This is a genomic window from Klebsiella sp. CB_Kp196 (assembly GCF_040061575.1).
GTDB lineage: Bacteria > Pseudomonadota > Gammaproteobacteria > Enterobacterales > Enterobacteriaceae > Klebsiella > Klebsiella michiganensis.
The window spans coordinates 115,122-141,896 of record NZ_JBEAFH010000036.1 but is presented as its reverse complement, the minus strand read 5'-3'; the positions used below and the strand labels follow the sequence as shown (position 1 = coordinate 141,896).

23 protein-coding genes and 1 pseudogene are annotated in these 26,775 nt (G+C 56.9%); 11 read left to right on the top strand and 13 right to left on the bottom strand.

The window, feature by feature from the left end; translation table 11 throughout:
* Window positions 1–164 precede the first annotated feature (164 nt).
* The 9 genes from ABLU87_RS10425 to ABLU87_RS10385 all read left to right on the top strand — a co-directional run bounded on the left by ABLU87_RS10425 (window position 165) and on the right by ABLU87_RS10385 (window position 11,559).
* Window positions 165–1,205: a DUF6708 domain-containing protein gene (locus ABLU87_RS10425; RefSeq protein WP_213811251.1), complete on the top strand. Its 1,041-nt coding sequence runs from the start codon at window positions 165–167 to the stop codon at window positions 1,203–1,205.
* On the top strand, window positions 1,202–1,468 hold the full coding sequence (locus ABLU87_RS10420) for a PAAR domain-containing protein (RefSeq protein WP_071957396.1): 267 nt from the start codon (window positions 1,202–1,204) through the stop codon (window positions 1,466–1,468). Before ABLU87_RS10425 ends, ABLU87_RS10420 begins: the two co-directional genes overlap by 4 nt.
* Window positions 1,468–2,682, top strand: coding sequence for a hypothetical protein (locus ABLU87_RS10415; protein WP_142927847.1), 1,215 nt, complete (start codon window positions 1,468–1,470; stop codon window positions 2,680–2,682). The genes ABLU87_RS10420 and ABLU87_RS10415 overlap by 1 nt, the downstream gene beginning before the upstream one ends.
* A 208-nt stretch (window positions 2,683–2,890) precedes the next feature.
* Window positions 2,891–6,190 (top strand): ImcF-related family protein, encoded by a 3,300-nt coding sequence (locus ABLU87_RS10410; protein WP_241181222.1) that lies wholly within the window; start codon window positions 2,891–2,893, stop codon window positions 6,188–6,190.
* Between the two features lie 227 nt (window positions 6,191–6,417).
* Window positions 6,418–8,178, top strand: coding sequence for a type VI secretion system baseplate subunit TssF (tssF, locus tag ABLU87_RS10405; RefSeq protein WP_049080650.1), 1,761 nt, complete (start codon window positions 6,418–6,420; stop codon window positions 8,176–8,178).
* On the top strand, window positions 8,142–9,227 hold the full coding sequence (gene tssG / locus ABLU87_RS10400; RefSeq protein ID WP_032749379.1) for a type VI secretion system baseplate subunit TssG: 1,086 nt from the start codon (window positions 8,142–8,144) through the stop codon (window positions 9,225–9,227). Before tssF ends, tssG begins: the two co-directional genes overlap by 37 nt.
* A complete protein-coding gene (gene tssJ, locus ABLU87_RS10395) occupies window positions 9,205–9,744 on the top strand; it encodes a type VI secretion system lipoprotein TssJ (RefSeq protein ID WP_032749377.1) in 540 nt (179 codons plus the stop codon). Before tssG ends, tssJ begins: the two co-directional genes overlap by 23 nt.
* 1 nt (window position 9,745) lies before the next feature.
* Entirely contained in the window at window positions 9,746–10,201 is a 456-nt protein-coding gene (gene tssE, locus ABLU87_RS10390) for a type VI secretion system baseplate subunit TssE (protein ID WP_014838282.1), read from the top strand.
* Between the two features lie 23 nt (window positions 10,202–10,224).
* On the top strand, window positions 10,225–11,559 hold the full coding sequence (locus ABLU87_RS10385; protein WP_348865960.1) for a VasL domain-containing protein: 1,335 nt from the start codon (window positions 10,225–10,227) through the stop codon (window positions 11,557–11,559).
* Window positions 11,560–11,721: 162 nt separating this feature from the next.
* Here the strand turns inward: ABLU87_RS10385 and ABLU87_RS10380 are convergent, their stop codons facing one another.
* Both ABLU87_RS10380 and ABLU87_RS10375 read right to left on the bottom strand, forming a co-directional pair.
* Complete coding sequence (locus ABLU87_RS10380) at window positions 11,722–13,401, bottom strand: glycoside hydrolase family 43 protein (protein WP_122117081.1); 1,680 nt, start codon at window positions 13,399–13,401, stop codon at window positions 11,722–11,724.
* Window positions 13,402–13,455: 54 nt separating this feature from the next.
* The gene (locus ABLU87_RS10375) at window positions 13,456–14,895 is read right to left on the bottom strand and encodes an MFS transporter (protein WP_162557807.1); all 1,440 of its coding nucleotides are present in this window, start codon (window positions 14,893–14,895) and stop codon (window positions 13,456–13,458) included.
* A gap of 462 nt (window positions 14,896–15,357) precedes the next feature.
* On the opposite strand from ABLU87_RS10375, the pseudogene ABLU87_RS10370 reads away from it, so the two are divergent.
* Window positions 15,358–15,773, top strand: a pseudogene (locus ABLU87_RS10370) (carbohydrate porin); the annotation flags it as partial.
* Window positions 15,774–15,867: 94 nt separating this feature from the next.
* On the opposite strand, the gene ABLU87_RS10365 reads toward ABLU87_RS10370, so the two are convergent.
* The 11 genes from ABLU87_RS10365 to ABLU87_RS10315 form a co-directional block, all read right to left on the bottom strand.
* The gene (locus ABLU87_RS10365) at window positions 15,868–16,827 is read right to left on the bottom strand and encodes a DUF523 and DUF1722 domain-containing protein (protein ID WP_014229093.1); all 960 of its coding nucleotides are present in this window, start codon (window positions 16,825–16,827) and stop codon (window positions 15,868–15,870) included.
* Window positions 16,828–16,841: 14 nt separating this feature from the next.
* Window positions 16,842–17,375, bottom strand: coding sequence for a DUF3833 domain-containing protein (locus tag ABLU87_RS10360; protein ID WP_025107997.1), 534 nt, complete (start codon window positions 17,373–17,375; stop codon window positions 16,842–16,844).
* Window positions 17,372–18,595 (bottom strand): cyclopropane-fatty-acyl-phospholipid synthase family protein, encoded by a 1,224-nt coding sequence (locus ABLU87_RS10355; RefSeq protein WP_014838292.1) that lies wholly within the window; start codon window positions 18,593–18,595, stop codon window positions 17,372–17,374. The genes ABLU87_RS10360 and ABLU87_RS10355 overlap by 4 nt, the downstream gene beginning before the upstream one ends.
* Window positions 18,592–19,314, bottom strand: a complete 723-nt coding sequence (locus ABLU87_RS10350) for a DUF1365 domain-containing protein (protein ID WP_047723943.1) — start codon at window positions 19,312–19,314, stop codon at window positions 18,592–18,594. Before ABLU87_RS10350 ends, ABLU87_RS10355 begins: the two co-directional genes overlap by 4 nt.
* A 1-nt stretch (window position 19,315) precedes the next feature.
* Window positions 19,316–20,575 (bottom strand): FAD-dependent oxidoreductase, encoded by a 1,260-nt coding sequence (locus tag ABLU87_RS10345; RefSeq protein WP_064358494.1) that lies wholly within the window; start codon window positions 20,573–20,575, stop codon window positions 19,316–19,318.
* The gene (locus ABLU87_RS10340) at window positions 20,572–21,291 is read right to left on the bottom strand and encodes an SDR family NAD(P)-dependent oxidoreductase (RefSeq protein WP_038424404.1); all 720 of its coding nucleotides are present in this window, start codon (window positions 21,289–21,291) and stop codon (window positions 20,572–20,574) included. The genes ABLU87_RS10345 and ABLU87_RS10340 overlap by 4 nt, the downstream gene beginning before the upstream one ends.
* Window positions 21,288–21,722, bottom strand: a complete 435-nt coding sequence (locus ABLU87_RS10335) for a nuclear transport factor 2 family protein (RefSeq protein WP_122117083.1) — start codon at window positions 21,720–21,722, stop codon at window positions 21,288–21,290. Before ABLU87_RS10335 ends, ABLU87_RS10340 begins: the two co-directional genes overlap by 4 nt.
* Window positions 21,723–21,964: 242 nt before the next feature.
* Entirely contained in the window at window positions 21,965–22,693 is a 729-nt protein-coding gene (locus tag ABLU87_RS10330; RefSeq protein ID WP_014229100.1) for a MerR family transcriptional regulator, read from the bottom strand.
* Between the two features lie 101 nt (window positions 22,694–22,794).
* Window positions 22,795–23,139 (bottom strand): DUF1294 domain-containing protein, encoded by a 345-nt coding sequence (locus tag ABLU87_RS10325; protein WP_025107991.1) that lies wholly within the window; start codon window positions 23,137–23,139, stop codon window positions 22,795–22,797.
* A 97-nt stretch (window positions 23,140–23,236) separates the two neighbouring features.
* Window positions 23,237–24,424, bottom strand: a complete 1,188-nt coding sequence (locus ABLU87_RS10320; RefSeq protein WP_162557675.1) for an MFS transporter — start codon at window positions 24,422–24,424, stop codon at window positions 23,237–23,239.
* Between the two features lie 143 nt (window positions 24,425–24,567).
* Complete coding sequence (locus tag ABLU87_RS10315; protein ID WP_014229103.1) at window positions 24,568–25,704, bottom strand: alpha/beta hydrolase; 1,137 nt, start codon at window positions 25,702–25,704, stop codon at window positions 24,568–24,570.
* A 171-nt stretch (window positions 25,705–25,875) separates the two neighbouring features.
* Here ABLU87_RS10315 and ABLU87_RS10310 point away from each other — a divergent pair, with 171 nt between their 5' ends.
* Window positions 25,876–26,760: a LysR family transcriptional regulator gene (locus ABLU87_RS10310; protein ID WP_014838299.1), complete on the top strand. Its 885-nt coding sequence runs from the start codon at window positions 25,876–25,878 to the stop codon at window positions 26,758–26,760.
* Window positions 26,761–26,775 lie beyond the last annotated feature (15 nt).

Below are 26,775 nucleotides of genomic sequence, written 5' to 3'. Positions count from 1 at the left end.
CAGTGCCGCGCAGAATCCCCGTTCGCTCTGGCGCTGGATGCTGGGAATGGACAAGTCACATAGCATGGTGGATAAAAAACGCGCCATGATGGCTGTGATAAAAGTCTCAGACGCTTCAGAGTGAAATGCAGAATCTGAAAGACATTATGCAGGTGGGATAATACATGGATTATGATGGTTTGATGTTCAAATATGACAAAAACAGATTCCCTGATGTAGAGTTAACAGATGATGAAATAAATAATCAATTACATCAGAATGAAAAAGTAGACCTGGGTGACAATAAAGTCATGGATGATGCGGCGGTGATTCATCTCAGCTCGGGTTATATGGAGGTGGTGGATAAGTGGTATGCGGTAAAAGGATTTTTAACCGTACCGTCACTGGCATTACTTGTGCTTTTTGCCTCAGGTGTAATTTATATACCCTGTAATATGTTTGTTCATTTTTTTTTGCAGCAGGATTATGACGGATGGTTTTATGTCATCGGTTTTATTGCTCTTTTTGTGTCAATTCTGGTCTCTTTATTCTGTTATTTAATGCTAAGAGTTGAATGTTTCCGCTGGACGCATTATCCCGTCAGATTTGACAGGAAAAACAGACTGGTGCATGTATTCAGCGTGGACGGGGAGGTTTACAGCGCCCCCTGGGACGACATCTTTTTCACCACCGGCGATTGCGTGACTTATAAATTAACGAAGCGGAAGAATTACGATATTCGCGGACATGTGCTGGCGGAAGATCGCAAAACGGTGCTGAAAACGTTCACGCTGTCGGTTTCTGCCCCGCGGCGTGAAGACCTGTACCGCAACTGGGAATTTGTGCGCCGCTATATGGAGGAAGGGCCGGAAGCGGTTGCCGGCGTGCTGAAACTGATGCCGCCGGTGGAGGGACGCCGGGAAGGGATATTTTTTGGCTACTGGTATCTGATGTTCAGCGCCACCTACGGGGCGCCGTTTTTTGTGGTGCCCTTTCTGATGGCGCTGTATCTGACGGCCTGGCCGTTCCGGGTCTTTGCGATGTACACCTGCCGGATCCCGCGCTGGAGTGAGGAAGTCGAGGCCAGCTGTGTGATTGCGCCGGACGATCCCTGGGATATCAGTGCCGCGCAGAATCCCCGTTCGCTCTGGCGCTGGATGCTGGGAATGGACAAGGCGCACAGCATGGTGGATAAAAAACGCGCCATGATGGAGGTGAAGAAATGAAAGGCATCGTTCGTATTGGCGATAAAACAACGCATGGTGGTCAGGTGCTGTCCGGTTCCGGGACCATGAAATTTCAGGGGGTGGGTGTGGCGCGTTTAGGCGATGCGGTAAGTTGTCCCATAGAAGGGCATAGTCCATCATATATAGCGGAAGGCCACCCTACTATGAAAGATAATGGCGTACCCGTTGCATTTCATAATTATAAATGTACTTGCGGTTGCACATTAATTACCTCACTAAGCTGCGCTACAACGAGTAAATAATGCCTGTTGATCTCTCTGTGATTCCTCCCGCAACTAAGCGGAAATTACCTCCGTCCGTAAAACGATGGTCGGTTGTTCTGCTTGTCTTCATTGTTTGTGGTGGGCTTTTTACCTCATTGTTGTGGCCCTCACATAGCATAGTACGAGGGGGATTATTCTGGAACTGTTTTATCAGCTTACCATTTATAATATGGTTGTTTATATTTGGTGTTCGCTGGCTATGTTATTTGACATCCGTATGGTTCTCTGATGGCTGGAATCATGAACGGGAAAAAGATATTGAGAATGAAATTCAGCGTGGGCAGCGTTATCTGACGCTGGAAGCTGTATGTACGCATTTACCACACGTTGTAACGTCTGGTGTCATGACGGACCAATTTATAATACCCGGGGGAGTTGAGTTACCCACAGTGGTGGATGAAGTCACGCAAATAGTGAGCTATCAAACCCGTTTTGGCGATGCCAGGTTGCCTCTATCAATCAGAATAGTCAGGGAGCTAACCTTACTTCTTGAGGACGTAACATTACAGACAGCGTTAATGAAATGTAAGGCTTCAAAGCGGTTGACTGTGGTTTTACAGCTCGATAGTGATATTGCATTGGCGTCAGATACTATTTCAGATATTCAGGAGGAAATTAAATTACTTGTGCCTGAGTATGCGCAAGTTTTGTTTTCCTCCCAATTTGGATTGACCGATATTGATAATTGGCTGGATAAACCTCGAACTATAGAAACTCTATTGATTTTGTCAATCAAATTAAAAACAAAATTACGTAATGGAGAAGGGGAAGCTGCAGTGGCATTGCTTTTAAACGCCACACAAGCCGATTCACAACTGAAAAATTATATAGCTCATATTCACAGGCCGGAAAAAACAACTCATGCAGGACTAAATGCATCAGTGATGCAGTCATTGTTATGGGGGAAGAGCAATCTCGAAAATATCGAATATCTCTGGTTAGCAGGAATGGGGGCGAAAAATAAAGAGAAAACACAGGTTGCTAATAATCTCGGTTTGCCATTGAATGATACAAAGGCGAAGTTGATCGATATTGACATGAAGAGTGGTTTTACGGGGAGTGTATCGCCGTGGCTTGCTATTGCTTTGGCTTCTGGTAATCACAGATATTCCTCACCGCAGCTGATTGTCAGTATGTCTGAACATGATGATTTCTTGTGGTCGTTGGTCGTCAGGCCTCAAGCACAGTTGTAGCTTCGAATTTATTATCCTCGTGTTATTTAAGTTGTAAGTCATTGCTGATGTTTCTCTATCCAGTTATTTTATGTCGGGAGAAAAGGTGAAACGTATTTTACAGGGAATAAAAAACACAACATTTCAGTTGTGGTTTATCTTGTTTGTTCTTTTATGCTTGGGAGTTGCAGCATGCCTTATCCTCAGGAGTGAACCGACTATACTGGGGATTTCTCCAGACTCTATCTGGTTTGAGCGGCTATTTATATTAGCTCTGGTACTAACGGGTGGATTACTGCTCTTTATTATCATTTTTTTTATTACGACATATTTGTTTGGTAAAAACACTTACCGCCAGGCTAAATTCCTCTCATCTGGAAATAAAACCGATTTTATACAGCATCGAAGTGAGGCAGAATCCTCGACCGTTGCCAGCATTCGGCATTTGAAAGCCCACCTCCGCCGTCGCTACAACCTTTTCTGGCGCAGTAAAGTCCGCCTGCTGCTGGTCTGTGGCGAACCCGCGCACATCGCCGCCATCGCCCCCGGCCTTGCCGAAAAACAGTGGCTTGAAGGCCTCCGCACGGTGCTGATTTACGGCGGCAGCCTGTCATCGGCGCCGGACACCGGGCGCCTGACCGCCCTGCGTAAGCTGCGCCGCAGCCGTCCGCTGGACGGCATCGTGCTGGCGCTGGATGAGAGACAGACCACCGCCGGTACGCTGGATAACCATCTTCGCACCCTGGAGCAGGTCGGGGAGGCGCTGCGCTGGCAGCCGCCGGTGTACCTGTGGCAGGTGACTGACAGCGACTGGTCGCAGGATGCGCGCGTCACCCGGACGGTAGGGGCGCTTTTCCCGGCCCGCGCCACGCCGGATGTTGTGGCGCGCCAGATGAGCGCGATTCTGCCGTCGCTGTATGCGCAGGGGATGCAGCAGATGAACGTCAGTCCGGCGCACGACTGGCTGCTGCGCCTTGCCCGGTCGCTTGAGCAGGAAGGGATTGCCCACTGGAAAACGCTGCTGACGCCGTGGCTGACGGAGCACCTGAAGCGTGTTCCGCTGCGCGGCCTGATGTTCAGCCCGTCGCTGGCCCCTGAGGATAATGCCGCGGGCCATGAACACCGCTGGTCCGCTCCGGCGGTCTGGCAGGGCGTGACGGCGGACTGCGCTCAGGCGCGGGGCGTGCGGGCAGGGATGCCGTGGCAGCGAACGCCGGGCGTCACCCTGCTGGCGCTGATTGCCCTGTGGGGGGCGGGCAGCGTGCTCTCCTTTGCCGTTAACCGCCACCATATCGTCAGCGCGGCGGCGCGGGCGCAGCAGCTGGTGAATCATCCCGCGGTTAACGACCCGCAGCTGATGGCGCTGCAGGCCCTGCGTAACGATATCGGGCGCCTGCAGACGCAACAGGCGAATGGCGCTCCCTGGTACCAGCGCTTCGGGCTGGACCACAATGCGCCGCTCTCCGCCGCCCTGATGCCCTGGTACGGCCAGGCCAGTAACCGTCTGATACGCGATGCGGCCATGCAGGCGCTGACGCAGAAACTGACCGTCCTGGCGAACCTGCCGCCGCGCAGCCCGCAGCGCGCCACGTCAGCTAAAGCGGGCTACGACCAGCTGAAAGCATACCTGATGATGGCGCGCCCGGACAAAGCCGACGCTGCCCTGTACGCGCAGGTGATGACAACCACCGCGCCATCCCGGCCGGGACTCTCCCCGGCGCTGTGGCAGAGTATCGCCCCGGACCTTCACGCCTTTTACATGCAGAGCCTGCCGTCGCAGCCAGCCTGGAAAATCACGCCGGACAGGCAGCTGGTCACCCGGGTACGTCAGGTGCTGCTGGAGCAGATTGGCCGGCGCAACGCGGAAAGTACGCTGTATGAGAACATGCTCACCCGGGTGCGCCGCAGCTACGCGGACATGACGCTGGAGGACATGACGCCGCAGACCGACGCCGGTCGCCTGTTCAGCACGCCGGAATCGGTGCCGGGGATGTTCACCCGCCAGGCGTGGGAGGGCGGGGTTCAGGAAGCCATTGATAACGCCGTGGCGTCCCGGCGCGATGAAATCGACTGGGTGCTGAGCGATAGCCGTAAAACGCTGTCCGGCGACGTCTCCCCGGAGGCGCTGAAGCAGCGCCTGACGGCGCGCTACTTCACCGATTTTGCCGGTGCCTGGCTGAACTTCCTCAACAGTATCCGGCTGAACCCGGCGCACAATATTGCCGACGTCACCGACCAGTTAACGCTGGCCGGGGACGTGCGCCAGTCGCCGCTGATTGCCCTGATGAACACCCTGGCTTACCAGGGGCAGACCGGGCAGCAGAAAGAGGCCATTTCCGCATCGCTGGTGAAATCGGCGAAAAACCTGCTGGGCGGTGATGACCGGCCGGTGATTGACCAGCAGGCCGCCGGACCGGCGGGGCCGCTGGACAGCACCTTCGGGCCGCTGCTGCAGCTTATGGGTAAAAACAGCGCGCAGAGCGTGATGGCGGCGGACAGTTCGCTCAGTTTACAGACTTACCTGACGCGTCTGACCCGCGTGCGCCTCAGGCTCCAGCAGGTGGCAAACGCCGCCGACCCGCAGGCGATGATGCAGCTGCTGGCGCAGACGGTCTTCCAGGGCAAGAGCGTTGACCTGACCGACACGCAGGAGTACGGCAGCCTGGTGGCGGCAAGCCTCGGTGAAGAGTGGAGCGGTTTCGGGCAGACGATGTTTGTTCAGCCGCTGACCCAGGCCTGGGAGACGGTGCTTCAGCCGTCGGCGGCCAGCCTGAACGAAGCGTGGCAGCGCTCAGTTGTCGCGAACTGGAATTCAGCGTTTAAAGGGCGTTATCCCTTTGCTGCCGCGAAGAGCGACGCCTCGCTGCCGATGCTGGCGGCGTTCATTCGCCGCGATACCGGACGTATTGACCGTTTCCTCAGCACGCAGCTGGGCGGCGTTCTGCACCGGGAGGGCAGCACCTGGGTGGCGGACAGAACCCGCAGTCAGGGGCTGACGTTCAGCCCGGCCTTCCTGAACGCGGTGAACCAGCTCAGCCAGCTGTCCGACATCCTGTTTACCGACGGCAGCCAGGGTATCAGCTTTGAACTGCAGGGGGTGGCAATGCCGGAAGTGGTGGAAACACAGCTGACGCTTGACGGGCAGAAACTCCACTATTTTAACCAGGTTGCCGACTGGCAGAGCTTCCGCTGGCCGGGGGTAATCAATAAACCGGGGGCGATGCTGACCTGGACGTCGACGGCGGCGGGAACCCGTCTGTATACAAACCACAGTGGCCCGTGGGGCGTTATCCGGATGCTGGAGCAGATGCAGCGGCAGAAAGCGGGGGACGGACTGTACCGGCTGAGCGTCACCGCGCCGGACAGGCGACAGCTTCAGTGGCTGCTGCGTACGGAACTGGGCGACGGACCGCTGGCGCTGCTGAAGCTGCGAAACTTCAGTCTGCCGTCGCAGATATTCAGCGTCGGTGTCCCGGCGCCAGGCCGCACGGATGAATATGAATCTGACGTTGCGGAAGGGAGTGAATAATGGCCTCTGTTGATATTCTGCTCGCCAACCGCCGGAGATCCCCCCGGCAACGATGATTTCAAGAAGATGCGTGATGAGGTAAGGGCGCGCAACTTATTGCTTCAATGTTCAATGTTCAATGTTCAATGACACTGATGCGATCTGAGGCTGCAGAAAACACCTATCGCGATCTTCTCCCCATTTTTTAAACGCACCTCCTGTAGCTCTAAGGCTAAAAGCATATTTCTATGGACGACTTAACCCTGCGTTATTTTGACGCCGAAATGCGTTACCTGCGTGAAGCGGGCGAAGAATTCGCCCGCGCCCATCCTGACCGGGCGGCGGCCTTAAATCTCGACAAAGCGGGCGCGCGCGACCCCTATGTCGAGCGCCTGTTTGAAGGCTTCGCCTTTCTGATGGGCCGCCTGCGCGAAAAGCTCGACGACGATCTGCCGGAGCTGACCGGCGGACTGGTGAGCATGATCTGGCCACACTACCTGCGTACCATTCCGTCGCTCTCCATTGTTGAGTTCACCGCGGACTGGCGTGAACTGAAAGAACCTGTCCGCGTTGAAAAAGGCTTTGGAATTCTTTCTCAGCCCATTGGGGAAAAGCGCACCCGCTGCCATTACACCACGACGCAGCCGCTGACCCTGCAGCCCCTGTCCCTCGCCCGGGCGGGGATCTCGACGGAACCGGATGGGCGCTCGCTTCTCCGCCTGCGCTTTGAGTGCAGCCCGCTGGCAGACTGGAGCCGCATCGATTTAAGCCGCATCCCGCTGTACCTGAATGGCGATGCGCCGCTGGCCTGCGCCTTGCATGAGGCGCTGACGCTCCGGGTGGCGAAAACGGGTATCCGCTTTCCCGGCGATGCTGACCGCAGACCGCTGGACGCCCGTTTTGCCGTCTGCGGTTTCAGTAAGGAGGAGGCGCTGCTGCCGGAGTGCGGCAGTTTCAGCGGTTATCAGCTGCTGCTGGAGTATTTTACCTTCCGTGAAAAGTTTATGTCGGTGACGCTGCGCGGCCTGGAAAATGTGGATTTCCCGGAAGAACTGGCGTGGTTTGAAATCGATATCGTGCTGGAGAGACAGTGGCCGCATGAATATGCGCTGTCGGAGAAACATCTGCGCCTGCACTGCACGCCGGTGATTAATCTGTTTCCGCTGGAGTCCGATCCGCTGCATCTGGACTCGTTACAGACCGAATACCTGCTGCGCCCGATGCGTGTCCAGGACGGTCATACCGAGATTTATTCCGTGGATTCGGTCACCTCCTCGCGCCACTCCGGTCACCAGACGTATGTGCCGTTCACCAGCTTCCGTCACAAGGGAGGAATGCTGCGCCATGATGCGCCGGAATATTATTACCATACGCGGGTAAAGTCCGGTCCTTCAGGGCTGCACGACACCTGGCTGACGCTCGGCGGCGAGGCGTTTGATAACCACACCGTACCGGAGAATGAAAAACTGTCGCTCAGCCTGACCGGCACCAACGGCCAGCTGCCGCGCCGGGCGCTGCAGAGTACGCTGCTGGACACGGTGGTGAAATCCACCACCGCGCGCATTCAGGTGCGTAACCTCTGCGCCCCGACGCTGCCGTGCTACCCGCCGGACCGCGATCGTTTTCACTGGCGGGTGCTGAGCCATCTCGGCAGCAGTTTCCTGTGGATGATGGATAACGCCGACGTGCTGCGCGGCGCGCTGGCCCTCTATGACTGGACCGATAACGAGATGAACCGCCGCCGCCTGGAAGCGATTGTCGATGTCAGGCATAGCGAGGTGGAACGTTTTGCGCAGGGCCATTTTCTGCGCGGCGTGCAGATTGAGGTGACCCTCGACAGCAGCGGCTTCGCCGGGCACGGCGATATCTGCCTGTTCGGCGAGATGCTGAACCGCTTCTTCGCGCTGTATACCGATATTCACCTGTTCAACCATCTGATTCTGATACTACAACCTGGGGGAGAGCGCCTCGAATGGCAGGAGAACCACAACCGCCGCATTCCCGGCTAAGCCCCCGGCTTGAGCGGGAAATCTATCGCATCAACTTCTACCGCTTCTGCCAGTTACTGGAAAAGCGTCGTCCGGGCGCATCGCCGTTGGGCAGCACCCTGAATCCGGCGGACGATCCGGTACGGTTTCGCCCGCATCCGGGAATGGGCTTCCCGGTCAGCGAGCTGAAAGCGGTGGAATATGATGAAGACCATCCGGATGCGCCGCCGACGGTGCGCACGACGTTTATGGGGCTCTACGGCGTCGACTCGCCGCTGCCCACCGCGTGGCTCGACGAGATCGCCCAGCAGCGGGAAGGGCACGAAGCGCAGGAGGCGTTTCTCGATATCTTTAACCACCGCATTCTGACGCAGTTTTACCGCATCTGGCGAAAATATTCCTACCCGGCGACGTTTGAAGCGGGGGGCAGGGACAGCACCTCGCAGAGCCTGCTGGGCCTTATCGGTCTGGGAATGCCGGGTACCGATAAGCATATCGCCACCCCGATATCGCGTTTTCTGGCGCTGCTCGGCATCATGCGCCTGCCTGCGCGTACCGAAGAGGGGATTCAGGCGCTGGTACGTCTGCTGGCTCCCCGCACGCGGACCACCGTCACGCCGCACTGCCCGCGCACGTTTTTCATCAACAATCCACTGGGTTTTTACGGCAATGACGATTTTCTGCTCGATGGCTATAACGTGCTGGGCGACGAAACGACAGAGGTCAGCAGCCAGCTATTGATTGCGCTGTACACGGACGATATCGCCGAGGCGCAGGGGTGGTTACCGGAAGGGCAGATATATCAGGACTTTCTGGTCCTGCTGCGGGTCTATCTCGGCTGGCGCTATAAAGCGCGTATACAGCTGACCGTTCCTGCCCGGTTACTGCCTGCGCCGGTGCTGGGCGAAACCCCCTTTATGCTCGGCATGACCGGGATACTGGGCGTGGAGGGAGAGGAGAGCCCGCCCGATATCCCCGCCACCTTTACTATTGAGCCTGGCGGCTATTGCGGAATGCCGTCTGCAACTTTACAACAAGGAAACCAGCGTGTTGCATACCACTTTGATTAAACGATGGAGTTTACTTCTTATGCCTTTACTGCTGACAGGCTGTGGCCTGACGCAGAAAATTAGCGACAGCACCTCATCGGCGGTGAAATCGGTATTTTATAAGCAGGTAAACGTCCTGCATCTGGACGTTACCGCCCGGGCGGAACTGAACACCGATGAGCGGGAGAACACCTCGCTCTCCCAGCCGGTGATGGTGTGGGTCTACCAGCTCAGTGACCGCAAGGCGTTCGATAAACGGGTCTATCAGCAGTTGGTCACGGAAAGCGAGGAGGCCGCCGGAGACGAACGGCTTGCCAGCCGTAGCCTGGTGGTAAAACCCGGCGCTGACGTCAGCCTGGATATGCCGATGGACGAGAAGGCGCAGTTTATCGCGGTGGTGGGGTTATTCCGGGCGCCGGATATGGTGAAGAATGACTGGAAGCTGGTGCTGAGGCGCGACGATCTCGATCCCGACAAACCGCGCATTATTGAAGCCAGCCATAACCGCCTGACGCTGAAACCCCTCAAGGATGACTGAGATGCCCACACGCCATAATGCCCCCTCGCTGTATGAAATGCTGTACGGCAACTTTACCGGCGGACTCGACCTGCATCAGGTCAGTGAGGAAAACCAGGTTATTCTGTCGGTGCTGGATAATATGCAGCGCGTCCTCAACTGTCGCGCCGGGACGCTGGCGCACCTGCCCGATTACGGCCTGCCGGATATGACTAAAATCCTCCAGGGGATGCCGGGTACGGCTCATGAGCTGATGGGCATCCTGTCGGCCGTATTGCTTAAATATGAACCGCGGCTGAAGAAAATTGACGTGGTTCTGCTCGAGCAGGCTATTCCCGGCGAGCTGCGTTACGCCATTGACGCGGAGCTGAAAGGCGTAGGCCTGGTGCGCTACGGCACCGAATTTATGCCCGAGGGCAGGGTGCTTATCCGCCACCTCAAACAGCAGCAGTACCTGGAAGTCCGCTCCTCTATCTAGTTTTTATTCTGGCTGAAACCATCATGACGACCCCTTCTGAATGTTGCCTGAAAACCGGCGGCGACCCGCGTACGCTTGCGGATTACGCGCGCCTTCGCGATGAAATGAACAAACTGACCCATCCGGCGCGCCCGGATGTCAACTGGCGGCTCGCGGAAAAACTCTGCCTGTCGCTGTTTGAGCACAACGGCGTGGAGCTACAGATTGCCGCCTGGTATACGCTTGTCCGCATGCATCTGGCGGGGCTATACGGCATGAATGAAGGGCTGGCGATACTGGTCGCGCTGGTCTCCCGGCAGTGGGGCAATATGTGGCCGCAGCCGACGACTGCGCGAATCAAAATACTCAGTTCGCTCAGTCAACGGCTGCAGCAGGCGATGCGCACGCTGTCGCTGACCTATATCGACCTGAGCCAGCTTTACCAGGCAGAAGCGCATCTGACGGCGCTGGATGACGTACTGCAGCGTCTGGAACTCAAACATGCCGGCCAGCTTGATGCCCTGTCTATCCTGCTGCACAACGCGGCGGTGCGGCTGGAGAGCAGCGAAAATAAAGAGGAGACCGCGCCGCAAGCGGCCGCGCCTGATCCTGCCCCTTCCAGCCTCCCTGAACCGACCGCGCAGGTGAAATGGGTCTATGTCGCCGAACCGGCATCGCGGCCGAATGCTGACGTTGTGACGGCATTCCCGGCGCCCGCGATGCCCTGGAAGCCGTTTGTCGCCGGGATGCTGACTATGCTGGCGCTGGCCGGGGCCGCGGCGGGAGGATGGCGGGCAACGCACCCGTCCGATTCGGGGCAGATGCGGTTTCCCGCCCGGTTCTCTCCATTACCCACGGTGCTTTCCGCAGAGCAGTTACAGACGCTTCGACAACAATCCCCCTCGGCGGAGCCGGGGATAAAACAGACTCAGCAGCAGCTGGCGCAGCTTTTACAGCTAAAACCGGACTGGGCTTTGAGTTATGGTACTCATCTGGCGCAGCAGGCGCTGACGCTATGGCCAGAACAGGCGAAACCGCTGGCGCAACAATGGCAACAGCAGGTCAGCGCCGCCGCGCTTCCCGTGGAGAATCTCAGCGGCTGGCACCAGGGAATGACGCAGCTACAGCAGTTGACGAACCGGCTTAACGCGCTGGATGAACAGAAGGGGCGGTATATCACGGTGAGTGAGCTGAAGTCAGCGGTGTTTGCCATAACGCAGTCGTTCAGCCGTACCGTTCCGGCGGAAGAGCAGCTGCGGCAACTCTCCGCACAGCCGCGCAATCAGCCAGGGTCTGCGGCGCAGCAGAACCAGACGGAGCAGCATCTGCAACAACTGATTGCCCGCTATGCTGCGCTGAAACAAAAAACGGCGGAATAACCCTGCAATAGCCACCCGCACGGGTTATCAGCTTGACGCATGACTTTCGCTATCGGAACGGCCGGTCGCTGGCCTGATGCGACAACCCTGCCACACCCGGCACCGGCGCGCCTGTCGCGCCGGTGCCTCCTTTCAGCGTTTAATCTCCCCAGACAGGGCTATCTAATAACGTCGTATTTCACTGGCTTCCCAGCTATACGCGTCCCTGGCGATTAACGTGTCGCCAAGCTCCTGATAATCGAAATGATAAAACTCAGCGCGGGCGCCATAACCGGAGTAGTCGACTGCCGCAAGGCCAACAAACGCTCCGGTAAAGAATCCGCCATAGCTTTGCAGGACATAATCATCCGAAAGGATCGCAGCATCTAGCTTCACAGGGATTTCAGTGTACTCAACCCCATCAAAGCTATATTCATAGCTATACGTTTCCTTCCTGACTTTCGTCCGGAACCAGACATATTCAACGTGCTCCGGGACCTTGATGGCTTCATCTTTTAAATATGATGTATACCGTCCTCGATTATTCTCACCTATTTCAATGACCTTACCGTTAATTTCATTCCAGGTAATGAACACAAAACTCCAGTGACGATCGTTATAGTAATTCGTTAATCCGGCCATTTGCTGGTAGTTAAATGGATTAAATTTAACTTTAACTTTCGCATCAAAATAAAAGGCTTGCCAGCGTCGGGCAATCAGCGACAGGTCATGGGTATTCGCTAAAGATCCCTGGCCAATTAACGTTAACTTGCCATCGCCGGTGGTACCCATTTTTTCTGTAAACGGCACCCGCAGGGTGTTCCAGTTACCATCGAGTGTCGCCGTTGTAAATTCATCATGCTGGCTACGATCTGCCGGACTTTCGGTATCAATGGCATCTTTCGGGCCTTCGACAAACGTCTTTCCGCCGTGACCGCCTTCAATACGCGGCCAGCCGCCTTCATCCCAGTACACCTTCTGGATAGCCGTTTCTCTGCCCAGCGTTGACCAGCCGCGAGGATCGTAGACTGACTCACCCGGGCGATTCCACGGACGCGCGCAGAGTGAGGCGTAGTACCATTCGCCGCCGGGGGTGGAAACCAACGCGCCGTGCCCTTGCTTTTGGATGTAGCTGTCTGGCGTATCGACGTTGGTTAAGAAGACCTCACCTGGCTCCGTTTCAAAGCTGTTGGCGTCTAAGGTTTTAGAACGCGCAACCACTTCCTGGTGCGTAAATACGGTGCCCCCCTGGGCGGCAAAAAGATAATAATATCCGTTCAGTTTATAGAGATGCGGCCCTTCAACGAGCCCAACGGCGGTCCCCCGATAAAGGGTACGCGCGGTCTCTGGCATTAATTTCAGGGTTTTTGTATCCAGTTCAGTTAACGTGATGCCGTCAAAAGGATGGTGATATTCGCGATGGTCCCAGGTTTGCTGCACGATATATTTCCGGCCATCATCGTCGTGGAAGAGAGAAGCATCAAAACCTACGCCGTTAAGCTTAATGGGATCTGACCACGGGCCGCGGATATCGGCTGCGGTGGTCAGATAGTTTGTCATGTCTTTAAAGGCGCCTTCGGTGACTTTGACGTCGGTATACACTAGCCAGAATTGACCGTCGGCATAAGAGAGCGCCGGCGCCCAAATGCCGCCTGATGAAGGATTGCCTTTCATATCCAGCAGGGTGGTGGTTGACAGGGGCGAAGGGAGAAGATTCCAGTGCTCCAGGTCTTTTGACTCATGTAAACGAACGCCAGGGAACCACTCAAACGTAGAGTTGGCGATATAGTAGGTGTCCTCGACACGGATAATACTGGGGTCGGCATTAAACCCACGTAAAATAGGGTTTTGAATAAGTGACATATCATTACACCTTTTTATTTAAATGTTCCAAATGCATTTAATTTATATTTTTAACTACACGCGGACTTCATCAAGCTGACGGTTGATATCGGTCACGTTTTTGTCAGAGATGGGATAAACCTGCATGATGATCATCGATACGATGGCTAACGCGATAGGGATCCACACCGCGGTCATAATGATCCCGTCGATAGCGCTGGCGCTTTGCTGGGCGCCGGTTTCATTAAAGCCATAAACGGCCAGTAACCACAGGGGAATCGCGCCGCCGATGGTAAAGCCGATTTTGAAAAAGAGGCCCATAATCGCATTAATAATCGCCGCATTTCGCTTGCCGGATTTTAATTCGCCATACGCAATCACTTCAGGAACCAGCGCCCACATAAAGCCGGTCGCGGACGTTAAGCCCCATTGTTTAATGAAGGTGGCGATGTAAGCAAGCCAAAGCGCATCGTGCATGCCCTCGCGTGACCAGACGTAAGTCAGTAGCTCGCCGACAATAAACATGGCCAGAAAAATATGGAAGAAGCCTTTTTTACCAAAAATTTTCTTGAGTTTGGGCCAAAAAATAGGGAATGCGATGCCCGGTATGGAGGCGACAAGGCCTACGGCGCCCATCCATTCTGAATGACCGACAACGTACTGATTGAAAAAGCCGTTAACCGTGTTCATGAAAAACATGAACGTGAAGGCCAGCATGAAAAACAGCCCGAGAATAACCAGCGGACGGTTATGTTTGAGTTCAAGGAACAGATCGGTCGTTTTGACGTTGGCGGTCTGTTCTGCCGTCGCGACAACGCGTTCTTTCGTAAATTTATAGCAGATGAAAAGCGCCACCGCGCCGATGAGCATATACACGGAGTAGACCCCGAACCAGGCGTAGTTGGCTGATGGATCGGTATAATTTCCCAGATTGAGCTCAATGCCGAAAAAACCGGTGTCCTTAAGGCTGCGATCTTTTGGTGAAGCCATCTGTACAAACATCGGGAACAGGGTATAAACAAGAAGATTGGCGCTATTGGCCAGCATCATTCGGGTACTGGTGAGTTTATCAATTGATTCCGGATCCCGGGTCAGGGACGCATTAAGCGAACCGTAAGGAATATTCACTACGGAATAAACTAAATCCAGAGCCAAATAAACGATGAAGGCAAAAGGTACCGAACCTCTGACCCCAGGAATGGGAGCAAAAAGTAAAGCGGAAAGGATCACCAGCGGTACGCCGGCTCTTAACAGCCAGGGGCGGTATTTACCTGCTTTTGACGTTCTTTTGTCAACATACGTGCCGACCATCGGATCCCAAAAGACATTGATGATTCGGACAAAAAGAAATATAAACCCTGCCGTTGCCGTGCTGATGGTATTAACCGTCAGCATGTGAAGAGCCAGAAAGCCGCCTATTGTGCCAAAAACAAGGTTTTGAGCGAAGTCGCCCATACCATAACCAATACGTTCTCCACGCGTTAATTTATGATATTCATCATGGCGGCTTTGCATTATGTTTTTACTCATTCTGAGCAGACTCCGGTGTGTTGTGTGGATGTGTAACAATTTCTGACATAAATGATCTCGAAGAATCTATTACGTTTTTAAATTAATTTATTATGTTTTTTTACTTCTGTGATCATCGAAGCAAAGCCTCTTCCAGACCCTCCATTTCACTTGTTGATTAACGCTTTACAAGCTATACCCCGGTAGATTTAAAACGCCGCAAAACCGGCATTTTGTTTTATTGTTTTTTTTACTCTGGCCACTCCAGGAAATGTACTCTACAGGGTTATCCGCGCGCTGAGTAAATGGCGATAATATCTGCGGGTGGGCTCACGTTTGGGTGTTTTCTTAATAGCGAAGCGAAATAACGTAATATATTCTGATTGCCCAGAATGGGATTGTTATTATCCGAATAAAGCTAACCTATATTGAGATAATTATGACAATGATAAAAAACTTCCATTACCGATGGCGGTCGTGGCCACGCTGTGCCCAATTTTCGTATTCGCGCGAGAATTTACTCAAGAACAGATCGACGCCGTGCTGATAAAAAAGTGGATGTTATTACCAACCCGCAGACCACCGCGGCCACGCCGGATATGGCGATCCCCTTCGGTCTGAAGGCCCGCTACGGCGCGCAGTTCCAGACCGGCGATCGGCCGTTTAGGCAACGAAGGCAACGGCGGCGAATTCCAGGTAACCAAAGCCTTCAACAGCTGTAAAGGGGCTATCTGGGATATCAACGTCATGTTTGCCCACCGGAGCGATGAAGTTAACCTGAATAAAGCCTACGTCGGCGTCACCAACGTGCTGGAGTCTAACCCCAACGCCAAATCGGAGCCGGCCGTGACTTCCATCAGCGTCCGCAACAGGGGATCAACAACGACTTCCGGATGGGGTGAGGCATGGTTCCAGAAGCCGACGGACTCAACAACGAAGAGGCTGGCGTGCGCCAGCCTCTTCGCGCGTTCAGCTATCTCAATGCACCGTCAGGCGCAGGGCCAGGTCCTGCGGGTAGGGATCAAAGTAGTTCTGCGCCTGCAGATAGCGATCCGGGTATTCGGCCAGATAGTGCTTAAGCAGCGTTAACGGCGCAAGGATAGGCAGCAGCCCGGAGCGATAGTTAAGGATCACCTCCCGCAGCTCGCCGCGCTGGCGGCTGTTTAGCTGGTTACGAAAGTAGCCCTGAATATGCATCAGCACGTTGGTGTGGTTTTTACGCGAGGCGGGCTGTTTCAGGATCGTCATCAGTTTTTCGCGGTAGATCGCAAAGAAAGCCTCCAGATCCTGCCATTCGTGGAGCGAGGCAACGAACGGGCCAATCTCGCGGTATCCCGCCTGATGGTGGGCCAGCAGCTGCAGTTTATAGCGGCTATGGAAATCCAGCAGCGCGCGGCGCGTCAGGCCATTTTTGTGCAGACAGTTAAGCTCGTGCAGGGCGAAGACCCGTTCGACAAAATTCTCACGCAGCACCGGATCGTGCAGGCGGCCATCTTCTTCCACCGGCAGCCACGGATATTTCTCCATCAGCGCGGCGGTAAACAACCCTGTGCCTTCTTTTCGCCCGCGATTGCCCTTTTCATCGTACAGCCGCACGCGCTCCATGCCGCAGCTGGGCGATTTGGCGCAGACGATAAATCCCGATAGTTCGCCCAGGGTCGAGAGGTGGGCGCTGGCGAAATCGGCCATCTTCTCCGTCACGTCGTCGTGCGGTGCATGCGTGAAGCGCATGCGGATTTCCCCTTCGGTCGTTTGCACCAGCCGCAGCGCCGGGCGCGGGACGGGGAGGCCGATAGCCATCTCCGGGCAGACGGGTTTAAACGCCACCCACTGCGCCAGCTCGTCCATCACAAAGCCCATGCGCTTATGCCCGCCGTCGAATCGTACGGCAGAACCGGTCAAACATCCGCTGATCCCAATGACAGGTTGTGTGTTCATGGCGTAGTCCTCTTTTATTGTGCGGTTCGGGTGAAGAAAAGGGTCACGGTGGCGACGGTAATGCCGAATTTCTTCATCTCGGTTTTGTTGAACAGGTGCGCGTCGTCCTGCAGGAACATCCAGTCGTCGAAGTGCAGTAGCCAGGTGCTACCGCTGGCCGTCACGTTCATGCTGTAGCGCCAGTGAAAAGCGTTGCCCGCCGCCTGGCCGGTCGCCACGCCGGCAATGTCGCCCGCGGTGCCTTCATAACGGTGGTCGCCGGTGCGGCGAATGCGCCATACCCGCTGCTGCTTTTCGCCATCATCGTAGATAAAGCGTTCGTGGAGCGTCAGCGTGTCGCCAACAACGTCGCCGTCAATGGCGACATGGAAGCGGCGCAGCTGTTTGCCGTTGCGATCCTGAACCATCCCCCAGGCTTCCGTTTTGCCCTGAAAGTAGTGGAAAATGTCCAGCGCCGGCTGCTGCTGCCGGTAGTCGGCCACTTCGGCGCTGCAGCCCGCCAGCGCCAGCATCAGCAGCGCGAGGCCAAGGGTCAGAATGCGTTTCATGATGTTCGCTCCGCGGTAAGCTGCACAACGCTGATGGTGCGGGCGTTAAACCCGGCTTCGCAGTAACCGAAGTAGTAGAGCCACATGCGGCGGAAGCGATCGTCAAAGCCGAGTTTCTCAATATCCTGCCAGGCGTGGATAAATCGCTGCCGCCAGTGGGCCAGGGTGCGGGCGTAGTCCGGCCCCATATCGAACAGATCGCGCACCACAAAATCGGTGTGCCGCGTCATCAGCTCGTTCATCGCCGTGATGCTGGGCAAAAATCCGCCGGGGAAGATGTAGCGCTGAATAAAATCCACGTTTTTGCTGTAGCCGCGATAGCGCTGATCCTGGATGGTAATTGCCTGGATCGCCATTCTGCCGCCCGGGCGCAGTCGCGCCTGGCAGGTGCGAAAGAAAGCCGGCAGATAGCGTTGCCCCACGGCTTCAATCATCTCCACCGACAGCAGCTTGTCGTACTGGCCGGTCAGATCGCGGTAATCGCAGAGCAGTACCTCGACGCGATCCTGCAGCCCGGCGCGGGCAATTCGCGCGTTGGCCCACTGGAACTGTTCCTGCGACAGGGTGGTGGTGGTGACCCGGCAGCCGTAGTGGCGGGCGGCGTATTCGGCCATCGCCCCCCAGCCGGTGCCAATCTCCAGGAGATGATCGCCGGGCGTAAGCGCCAGACGCTCGCAAAGGCGCGCCATTTTGGCCCGCTGGGCCTGGGTGAGATCCTGGCCGTCGTCGGTAAACAGCGCGCTGGAGTAAAGCAGCTCGTCGTCAAGGAAGTGGGCGTAAAAGTCGTTGCCCAGATCGTAATGGGCGGCGATATTCGCCTTCGCCTGCGCGCGCGAGTTGCGGCGCGTCCAGTGGCGCAGCCGCTCTACGGGCTTGCCCAGCAGCCGGAAGCCGCGCTCCAGCCGCCCCAGTACCTGGCCGTTACGCGCCAGGATCTGCAGCAGCGGCGTCAACTGCTGGCTCTCCCATTCGCCGTCCATCCAGGCCTCCGCGGCGGCGAGGCTGCCGCCGGTCAGTAAACGCCGGTAGACGCCCGAGGAGAGCACGTGCACCTCGGCGCGCAGCGCGGCGGCGGGGTCGCCAAAATGAAAGGTCTGCGCCCCTTCGCGTACGGTGAGCGCCCCTTCGCGAATGCCGCTCAACAGACGAAAGAGCAACCAGCGCGCGATACGCACGTTGCGCGGGATATCGGGTTCAAGCGCAAAGACAGGATCGGTCATGAGCGTTCACTCCTGCTGACAGGATGGTTGTACAGCGGCACGCGCTTGAGCCATAGCCGCAGCGCCTGCCAGTAGATCGCGAGGACGGTTTTCAGCGTCATCAGCGGAATGCGCAGCAGCAGCCCGCGCAGGCTGGCCCGCGTTAAAGGCGCGCGGCTCAGGGCCAGCGTGGCGTCGAAGACTTTCGCGGCCTGATGGTTCTCGATATGCATGTGCAGCGTTTTACCGGGACTGTTAAAGCGCCAGAGGTAGACCATATCCATCGGGTTAAACGGCGAGACGTGAAAGGCTTTCGCCAGCGGGCGCGCCCGTTGACCGTCTACCGCGTAGTAATGGCGCTCATTCCACGGCGTGTTGCGCACTTCGGCCAGCACCCAGCGCAGGGTACCGGCGCCGTCGTAGCAGTAGTAAAAGTTGACCGGGTTAAAATGAAAGCCCAGGTAGCGCAGTTGGGTCAGCAGCATGACGCGGCCATCCGGGCGCGCGCCGGTCAGGTTTTCCAGCCGGTTCAGAACCTGCGCTTTCAGCGGCGTGCCCAGCGGATAATCCGCATCGTAAAAAGAGGCGGCAGCAAAGCGATTGCGGCGGATACCCGCTTCGCCGAGCCGATCCAGCTCATCCAGATCGAGCCAGGCCATAAAGATGCGATAGCGAAAGTGGTGCGCTTTCGGCTGAAGACGGCGGTGGCGTAATACGCCCTGATAGAGGCAGCTGTTCATGTCAGAGGTTCTCCGCCGCGATGATGCCGTTGACCACATCGAGGGCGCTGCGCACGCCATCTTCATGAAAACCGTTGTACCAGTACGCGCCGCAGAACCAGCTTCGCTGGCGGCCGTTAATCTCCTCGCGCCGCATCTGGGCGGACCAGCTTTGGGGATTAAATAGCGGGTGTTCATAGACCATACGCTTCCAGACGAAGCGCGGGTCCACCGGCGTTGGCGGATTGAGGGTGACGCAGAACAGCGGGGCGTCGGCAGGCAGGCCCTGGAGAATATTCATGTTATAGGTGACGCAGGTGCTGGCCTGATCCTGTTCGCTCAGGCGATAGTTCCAGCTGGCCCAGGCGCGCTTGCGCACCGGCAGCCAGCGGGGATCGCTGTGCAGGACCACCTCGTTTCGCTGCCAGCCGATATCCCCCAGTATTTCGCGTTCGGCGAGCGTCGGGTCCGCCAGCATGGCCAGCGCTTCGGCAGAGTGGCAGGCGAAGATCGCCTGATCGAAGTGCTGCTCCCCCGATGCCAGCTGGAGCGTGACGCCATCCTGATGACGGATCACGTTCTGCACCGGCGCATTGAGGCGCAGGCGCAGGCGATCGCCGGACCGGGCAAGCAGGGCGCGCACGTATTCGCGCGAGCCGCCGGGCACCACGTACCACTGCGGGCGCTGGCGGATATCCAGCAGGCCGTGATTATCAAAGAAGCGCAAGAACAGCGCCAGCGGGAAGCGGCGCATCTCCTGCAGCGACGAAGACCAGATAGCGGCCCCCATCGGCAGGATATAGTGGCGTGCGAAAAAGGGGCTAAAACGGTGCCGCTCAAGGAAGGTCTGCAGCGTGGCGCCCGGGTCGAACGCCCCCGCCAGCGCCTGCTTCGCCAGGCGATTAAAGCGGACGATCTCCGTCAGCAACCCCCAGAAGGCCGGCTTTAGCAGATTGCGCCGCTGGGCGAAAAGCGAGCTCAGGCTGTGGCCGTTATACTCCAGCCCGCTTTGCGGATTGTGGACCGAAAAGCTCATCTGCGTTTTTTGACCGCTCAGCCCCAGCTCGTTAAGCAGGCCCATAAAGCGCGGATAGGTGCGATCGTTATACACGATGAATCCGGTATCGATGGCCCAGGTACCCTGCGGCGTGGCGATATCCACCGTGGCGGTATGCCCCCCCGGCGTGGACGCCGCTTCGAACAGGGTCACTTCGTGTCGCCCGGCAAGGCGCCAGGCACAGGTCAGCCCGGCAATGCCGCTGCCAATAATCGCGATTTTCATGGGCGCACCATCCTGCGCAATAGCCTGCGCTGAAGTCCTTCAGGAAGCCCGGCCAGCAGACGCAGAAGCAGGCAAAAGCCCGTCGGGAAGGCGATACGATCGTGCCCTTTCGCCAGACCGCGGCGAATCGCTTTAACCGCCTGCTCCACGCTCACCTGGCCGGGCATAGAAAAATCGTTTTTACGCGTCAGCGGAGTGTCAACAAACCCCGGCGAAACGACCGTGACGGCGATCCCTCTTGGCTCCCAGTCCAGGCGCAGACTGTTGGCAAACCAGGTCAGCGCCGCTTTCGAGGCGCCATAGGCTTCGGCCCGAGGAAAGGGTAGCCAGTGCGCCATTGAGCTCACCAGCACCACGCGATTCCCGGCTGACAGCTGCGACTGAAGCGCCGCCAGGCAGTTCACCGGCCCGAGAAAATTAGTGGTGATGACCCTTTCAACCAGCCCGGCATCCACCGTTCCGTGTTCGAGATATTCGCAGGTCCCGGCGCAGAGAATGATCAGATCGGCGCGGCAGTCAGCGAGCGTCTGGCGACAGGCATCCCTGTCCGTCATATCGAAAGAGCGGACGCTGATGTGGGGACTGTGCTGCTGTAGCGCCGACAGACGCGACGGATCGCGGCCGCAGGCGATAACCCGGTGGCCGTCCGCAGCGAAGGACCTGGCGAGCCCGGCGCCAATGCCGGAGCTGGCGCCGGTGATGAGCACCGTCATCATGACCGCACCCTCCGTTTAGCGCCGCGCACCGCCCAGCCCATCAGGGGAAGGTGTTCGTACAGCATCTCCCCGGCGTCGTAGTAGTCACGCTGGTGAATAATTCGTTCGTCTTCAACGGTGACCACCGAGCAGCCCGCAAGCTGTAGCACCTTTCCCCCGGCAAGTCTCGGATGCGACCAGTGCATGGTCCAGGCAACGGCAAAACGTTGACCTTCGCAGAGCGGGGCATCGAGGGTGAAACGGCAATGATCGACGTTGGCCAGCAGGTGCGAAAGATAACTCTGGATCGCGGACAGCCCCCGGTGTTGGCCAAAAGGATCGATCAGCAGCGCATTCGTGTGGTACAGCGCGGCCAGCGCCGAAGGCGGCTGGGTATCCAGCGTGGCGTAGTACGTACTAAAACGGCTAATGACGGATGGCGAGGGACTCATAGGTCACTTCCTGAGTAAACAATATGGCATAGTTAAAACTTACACAATTAATATTATTTGTCCAAGTTTTGACTAAAATATTTTTTATTTTCATTGATTATCAGTTGGTTAATAACATGTCTTTGAAGCATGATTTTGTGGGTGTTGGAGAGAAAAGAAGAGTCTGCGGGCTTGTGCGAAAAAAGAAGAGGGGCAATTCTGAGGGACCTGCTCGTTGCGCCACGGAGCGGTGGCGCACGCAGTTAGAGCGCAACAATCTCCAGAGAGACAACCTGTTGCTGCCAGCGTTCAACCTGTTTCTGCCGGGCTGCAGAGAGTTTACCGGTCGTCACCAGCAGCCATTTGCGATCCGGCAGGATCTCCGGCGCCAGGGTCGCGGGGGGCGAGGGAAGGATGTCGATGCGGTGGCCCTGACCGGTGCGTTTGAGCGCTTCGAGCCAGATTTCGCAGGCGTCCGTCAGGTGCCAGCCGGTGATCAGATAGTTATCGCCGGGCGCCTTTTTGTCCCCTTCGAGGCAAAAAGAGGTGTAGGCGATAATGATGCCGTCGAGGATTTCGCGCAGCGTCATGATGGCCGGTACGTTGGCGGAAACCTGGCTACGCAGCGGGCGCAGCACTTCGGTGACCAGCTCGGGGCGGGGGGATTCACGACCGGCGTCGTAAATCAGCTGGCGCAGGGATTCGATTTTCCCCTCTTTAAGCCGCTGGAGCATGTTCTCCTGCAAGGTGATCCAGTTATTCGTCCGCCGTGCGCCAGGGCGCGCCAGCAGGGGCTTTACCTGGCTGACAGGTACCCCTTTTTTTACCCAGTCGAGGATTTTAAGCGCCTGCTGGATATCGTCATCGTTATACAGGCGATGGCCGCCATCGGTACGCTGTGGTTTAAGCAGGCCGTAGCGACGCTGCCAGGCGCGGAGCGTCGTCGCGTTTATGCCGCAAAGCTGCGCAAATTCTCCGATGGAGTAGGTCATAAGGTACACCTGATAATCAACAATACTCTCAATAATATACTACGAATAGCTGCGGGTTGAGTGCATTCCACGCGTTTGCAAACCGTTAGCCTCGCCGGAACTTAGTGAAAAGAAAAAGGAGAGAACAAATAAATCGCCACCATCCCTGAGAGGCTGACGATCGTGCTGATGATGAATCGGGTTCTGAACGGCTGCTTTTGCGTTTTGTGGCGGAACAGCTGTTGGCCGGCTATCGCGCCAGCCCAGCCGCCCAGCACCCCGAACGCCAGCAATGTGGCTTCCGGTACTCTGCGCCAGGCCCTGCGCGCCGCCATTTTATCCACGCCGTAGATCGCCAGGGTCAGCGCGTTGACCAGCAGGAGCCAGGTAGCAAAGGGCCAGGCGGTAAAAATGCTGCCGACCGCTGCGAAAATCAGGAGCAAATAACAACATCGATTGAGATTTATCATATGAGCCGCGGTTATTTTTAGCGTGTATCGAAGCCGCATTATACGCATTACCCGCGGCGAGAAAAATCCGCTGCCCGCTTCGGATGGCGTGAGCTTATTGCGTCATTTGCCGGCTGGTGTACAACGTCATCCCGACCGCGGCAAGAAGCAGTATGCCGCTTAAGCCAAACGCGCTTTGCCACCCCAGGCGGTCAAATACCAAACCGCCCGTCGTCGAACCCAGCGCGATCGACAGCTGAATAACGGCAACCATCAGACCGCCTCCCGCTTCGGCGTCGTCGGGCAGCGTCCGCGCGATCCATGTCCACCAGCCGGTTGGCGCCGCGGTCGCCAGCATCCCCCACAGGCTTAACAGCACGGCAACGGTCCAGGCGTGGTGTCCTACCAGAAGCAACGTGCCGGCGATGAGGGCCATCAATAAAGGGATGGTCATTAAGGTCTGATAAAACCGGGCGTTGAGGAGTGTTGAAACGCCCAGGGTGCCGATAAAACCCGCGACGCCGATAGCGAGCAAAATCAGGGACAGGCCAGAGGCGCTGACGCCGGTCACCGCTTCCAGAAACGGCCGCACGTAGGTAAATAAGGCAAACTGCCCCATAAAGAAGAGTCCGCAGGCCAGCAGACCGATCGCGACGATGGAATGTCTGAGCAGGCGAAGCACGGAGCCGCGCGGCCGGCTCGCTTTATCGCTTTCCATCGCAGGCAGGCTGAAGCATTGCCAGATGAACGCGACTATCGCCAGCGGCACGAGGCAGAAAAAGGCGCCGCGCCAGCCGACGGTGGCCCCCAGATAGCTGCCAAGCGGCGCGGCCACGACGGTCGCCAGCGCGTTGCCGCCGTTGAAAATCGCCAGCGCGCGGGGAACCTGGTGCGCGGGGACCAGCCTGATGGCGGTGGCCGCCGACATCGACCAGAATCCCCCGATAACGATGCCAATCAGGGCTCTTCCCGCCATATAGATCGCATAGCTGTGGGCCAGCGCGACAATCATTCCCGAGACCGCCATCAGAACCGTCAGCCCCAGCAGAAGGTGTTTACGATTCAGACTTCCGGCAAGGTTAGAGATAGTCAGGCTGGTCAGCACCGCCAGGGCGCCGGAAATCGCAATGCCCTGGCCTGCCAGCCCCTCGGTGATGTTTAGCTCTCCGGCGATCGGCGTCAGCAGGCTGACCGGCAGAAATTCGGAAGCGATGAGGACAAAAACGCACAGCGTCATGGCAAAGACGCCGCCCCAATGGGCGTGCGGTTGAGGGTGTGGTGTACGACGACTCAGTGTGGACATGATAGGGGTATCTCTTTATTTTTCCAGCCAGATTCGGGTGCGGCTGGAGCGGACGCTATTCATTGAATAACGACTAAAGCGTGGGTAAACGTCATGCGCGGGCGAGGGCAAGCCGCCCGCGACGATCGGGCGGCTTCCGGCCGTTATCTCAGGTTGGTTTTGAAAAACTGTTCAAATCTGGCAAACGGGATTTTACCGGCCGCATTGTCATAGAGATCGACATGGTTCGCGCCGGGGACGATCACCAGCTCTTTCTCTTTGCTGCCGATGGCCTTAAAGGCGTCTTCGGCAAAATAGCGTGAGTGGGCTTTTTCTCCGGTCACGATCAGCGTCGGGATAGTGACTTCACTGGCATAGCTCAGCAGCGGCATATTCATAAACGACAGCGGCATGGTTGCATTCCACGCGCCGGTTGAGTTCACGGAGCGGGCGTGGAAACCGCGCGGCATCCGGTAATAGTCAAAAAACTCTTTCAAAACCGGGTTCGGGTTGGCCGGCAAGGTTTCCGGCAGAATACGATCGCCTGCGCTGACGTGACCTTTCTGATCGACATAAATATCATGCCCGCCCGGCGCGAAGGTGCCGCTTTCCGCATCCTTCCAGCGCTGCGCGTTCAGATACTGCAAGACGGCGCGGCGATCGGCGGTGGTATAGCGGTCTTTACCGTCGCCAACGCCGTGGCCCATCGCGCGGCTCATGTCGTACATGACGCTGGTGGCCACCGCTTTCACCCGGGTATCCATCGCGGCGTCGTTCAGCGCCATGCCGCCCCAGCCGCAGATGCCGAGCAGGCCAATTCGGTTACGGTCCACCTCGTTTTGCAATCCTAAGAAATCCACCGCCGCGCTGAAATCCTCGGTGTTGATATCCGGAGAGGCGACGTTACGCGGATGGCCGCCGCTTTCCCCCGTATAAGAAGGATCGAAGGCGAGGGTGACAAAACCCTGTTCCGCCAGGGTCTGCGCATACAGACCGCTGGACTGCTCTTTCACCGCGCCGAAGGGGCCGCTGACTGCAATCGCCGCCAGCTTGCGCTCGCCGCGATCTTTCGGAATGTAGAGATCGCCGACCAGGGTGATCCCATAGCGGTTCTGGAAGGTCACCTTACGGTGAGTGACTTTCGCGCTTTCTGCGAAGGTTTTGTCCCATTTTTCGACCAGTGAAACGGGCGCGTTTGGATTGGTTGTCCCGGCATAGCTCATGGTGGTGACTCCACTTAGTGACGCGCATAGCAGCATGGCAGGCATGGCGGCCGTCAATTTTCTGGTAAACGCTTTCATTAATCATTCCCCTAAAACAGGTTCCAGATACAGGTTTCATACGGACAACGCTGTTGTGCTTTGTTGCAATGCGCTGATTATAGTTAGCAGTCAGAGTGCTGATTAGCGGGTGAAAAGTGCTAAGATTCATATCATATTGTTATAAATTACGGCGCAGGCGCGGGAGGAATCATGGCAAAACGGGAAAACTATAACGATCTGTACCTGTTTATGCTGGTGGTGCGGGAGGGCAGTTTTACCGCCGCGGCGCAGCGGCTTGGGTTGGCGCAATCCGGCGTCAGCCGTGCGGTACGTGAACTTGAAGAAAGGCTGGGGGTACAGCTTCTGGTGCGTACCACCCGTAAACTCTCGCTCACCCAGGCCGGCGAGCAGCTCTATCGAACCGTTGAATCCGGCTTTGATGCGTTAGATTCGGGGCTTTCCACTCTGGCGTATTATCGCAACACCCCCACCGGTACCGTCCGCATCAATGCCAGCCAGCACGCCATTGATAAAGTGCTTCTGCCAAAGCTTTCGGTGTTCAAACAACGCTATCCCGATATCCGGCTGGAACTCATCAGTGAAAGCCGGTTTGTCGATATTATCGCGGAGCGATTTGATGCCGGGGTGCGCCTGGGGCCGGAAGTCGGCGGCGGTATGGTCGCGGTGCGCATTTCACCCGATATGGAGATGGTCGTTGTTGGCACGCCCGAGCATTTTCGCCGCTACGGTTTTCCGCAAACGCCGGCGGACCTGGTGGTTCATCCCTGTATCGCGTATCAGTTTGGCGACGGGACTATTTATGCCTGGGAACTCAATCAGGACGGTAAAAAAATCACCCACCGGCCGCAGGGACAGTGGGCCTTTGCCGACAGCTACATGGAAGCGAAGGCCGCCCGGCTGGGGTTGGGGCTGGCCTATGTCCCGCAGGAACTGGTTGCCGATGACTTAGAGCGAGGCGCGCTTATCAGAGTCCTGCAGCGTTACAGCCAGCGGCTGGAAGGCTCTTTTCTCTATTATCCCCATCGTAATGTGTCGCCCGCGCTGCGGGCGGTGATAGACACGCTCAGAATCTGAGCAAGCAGGACCCAG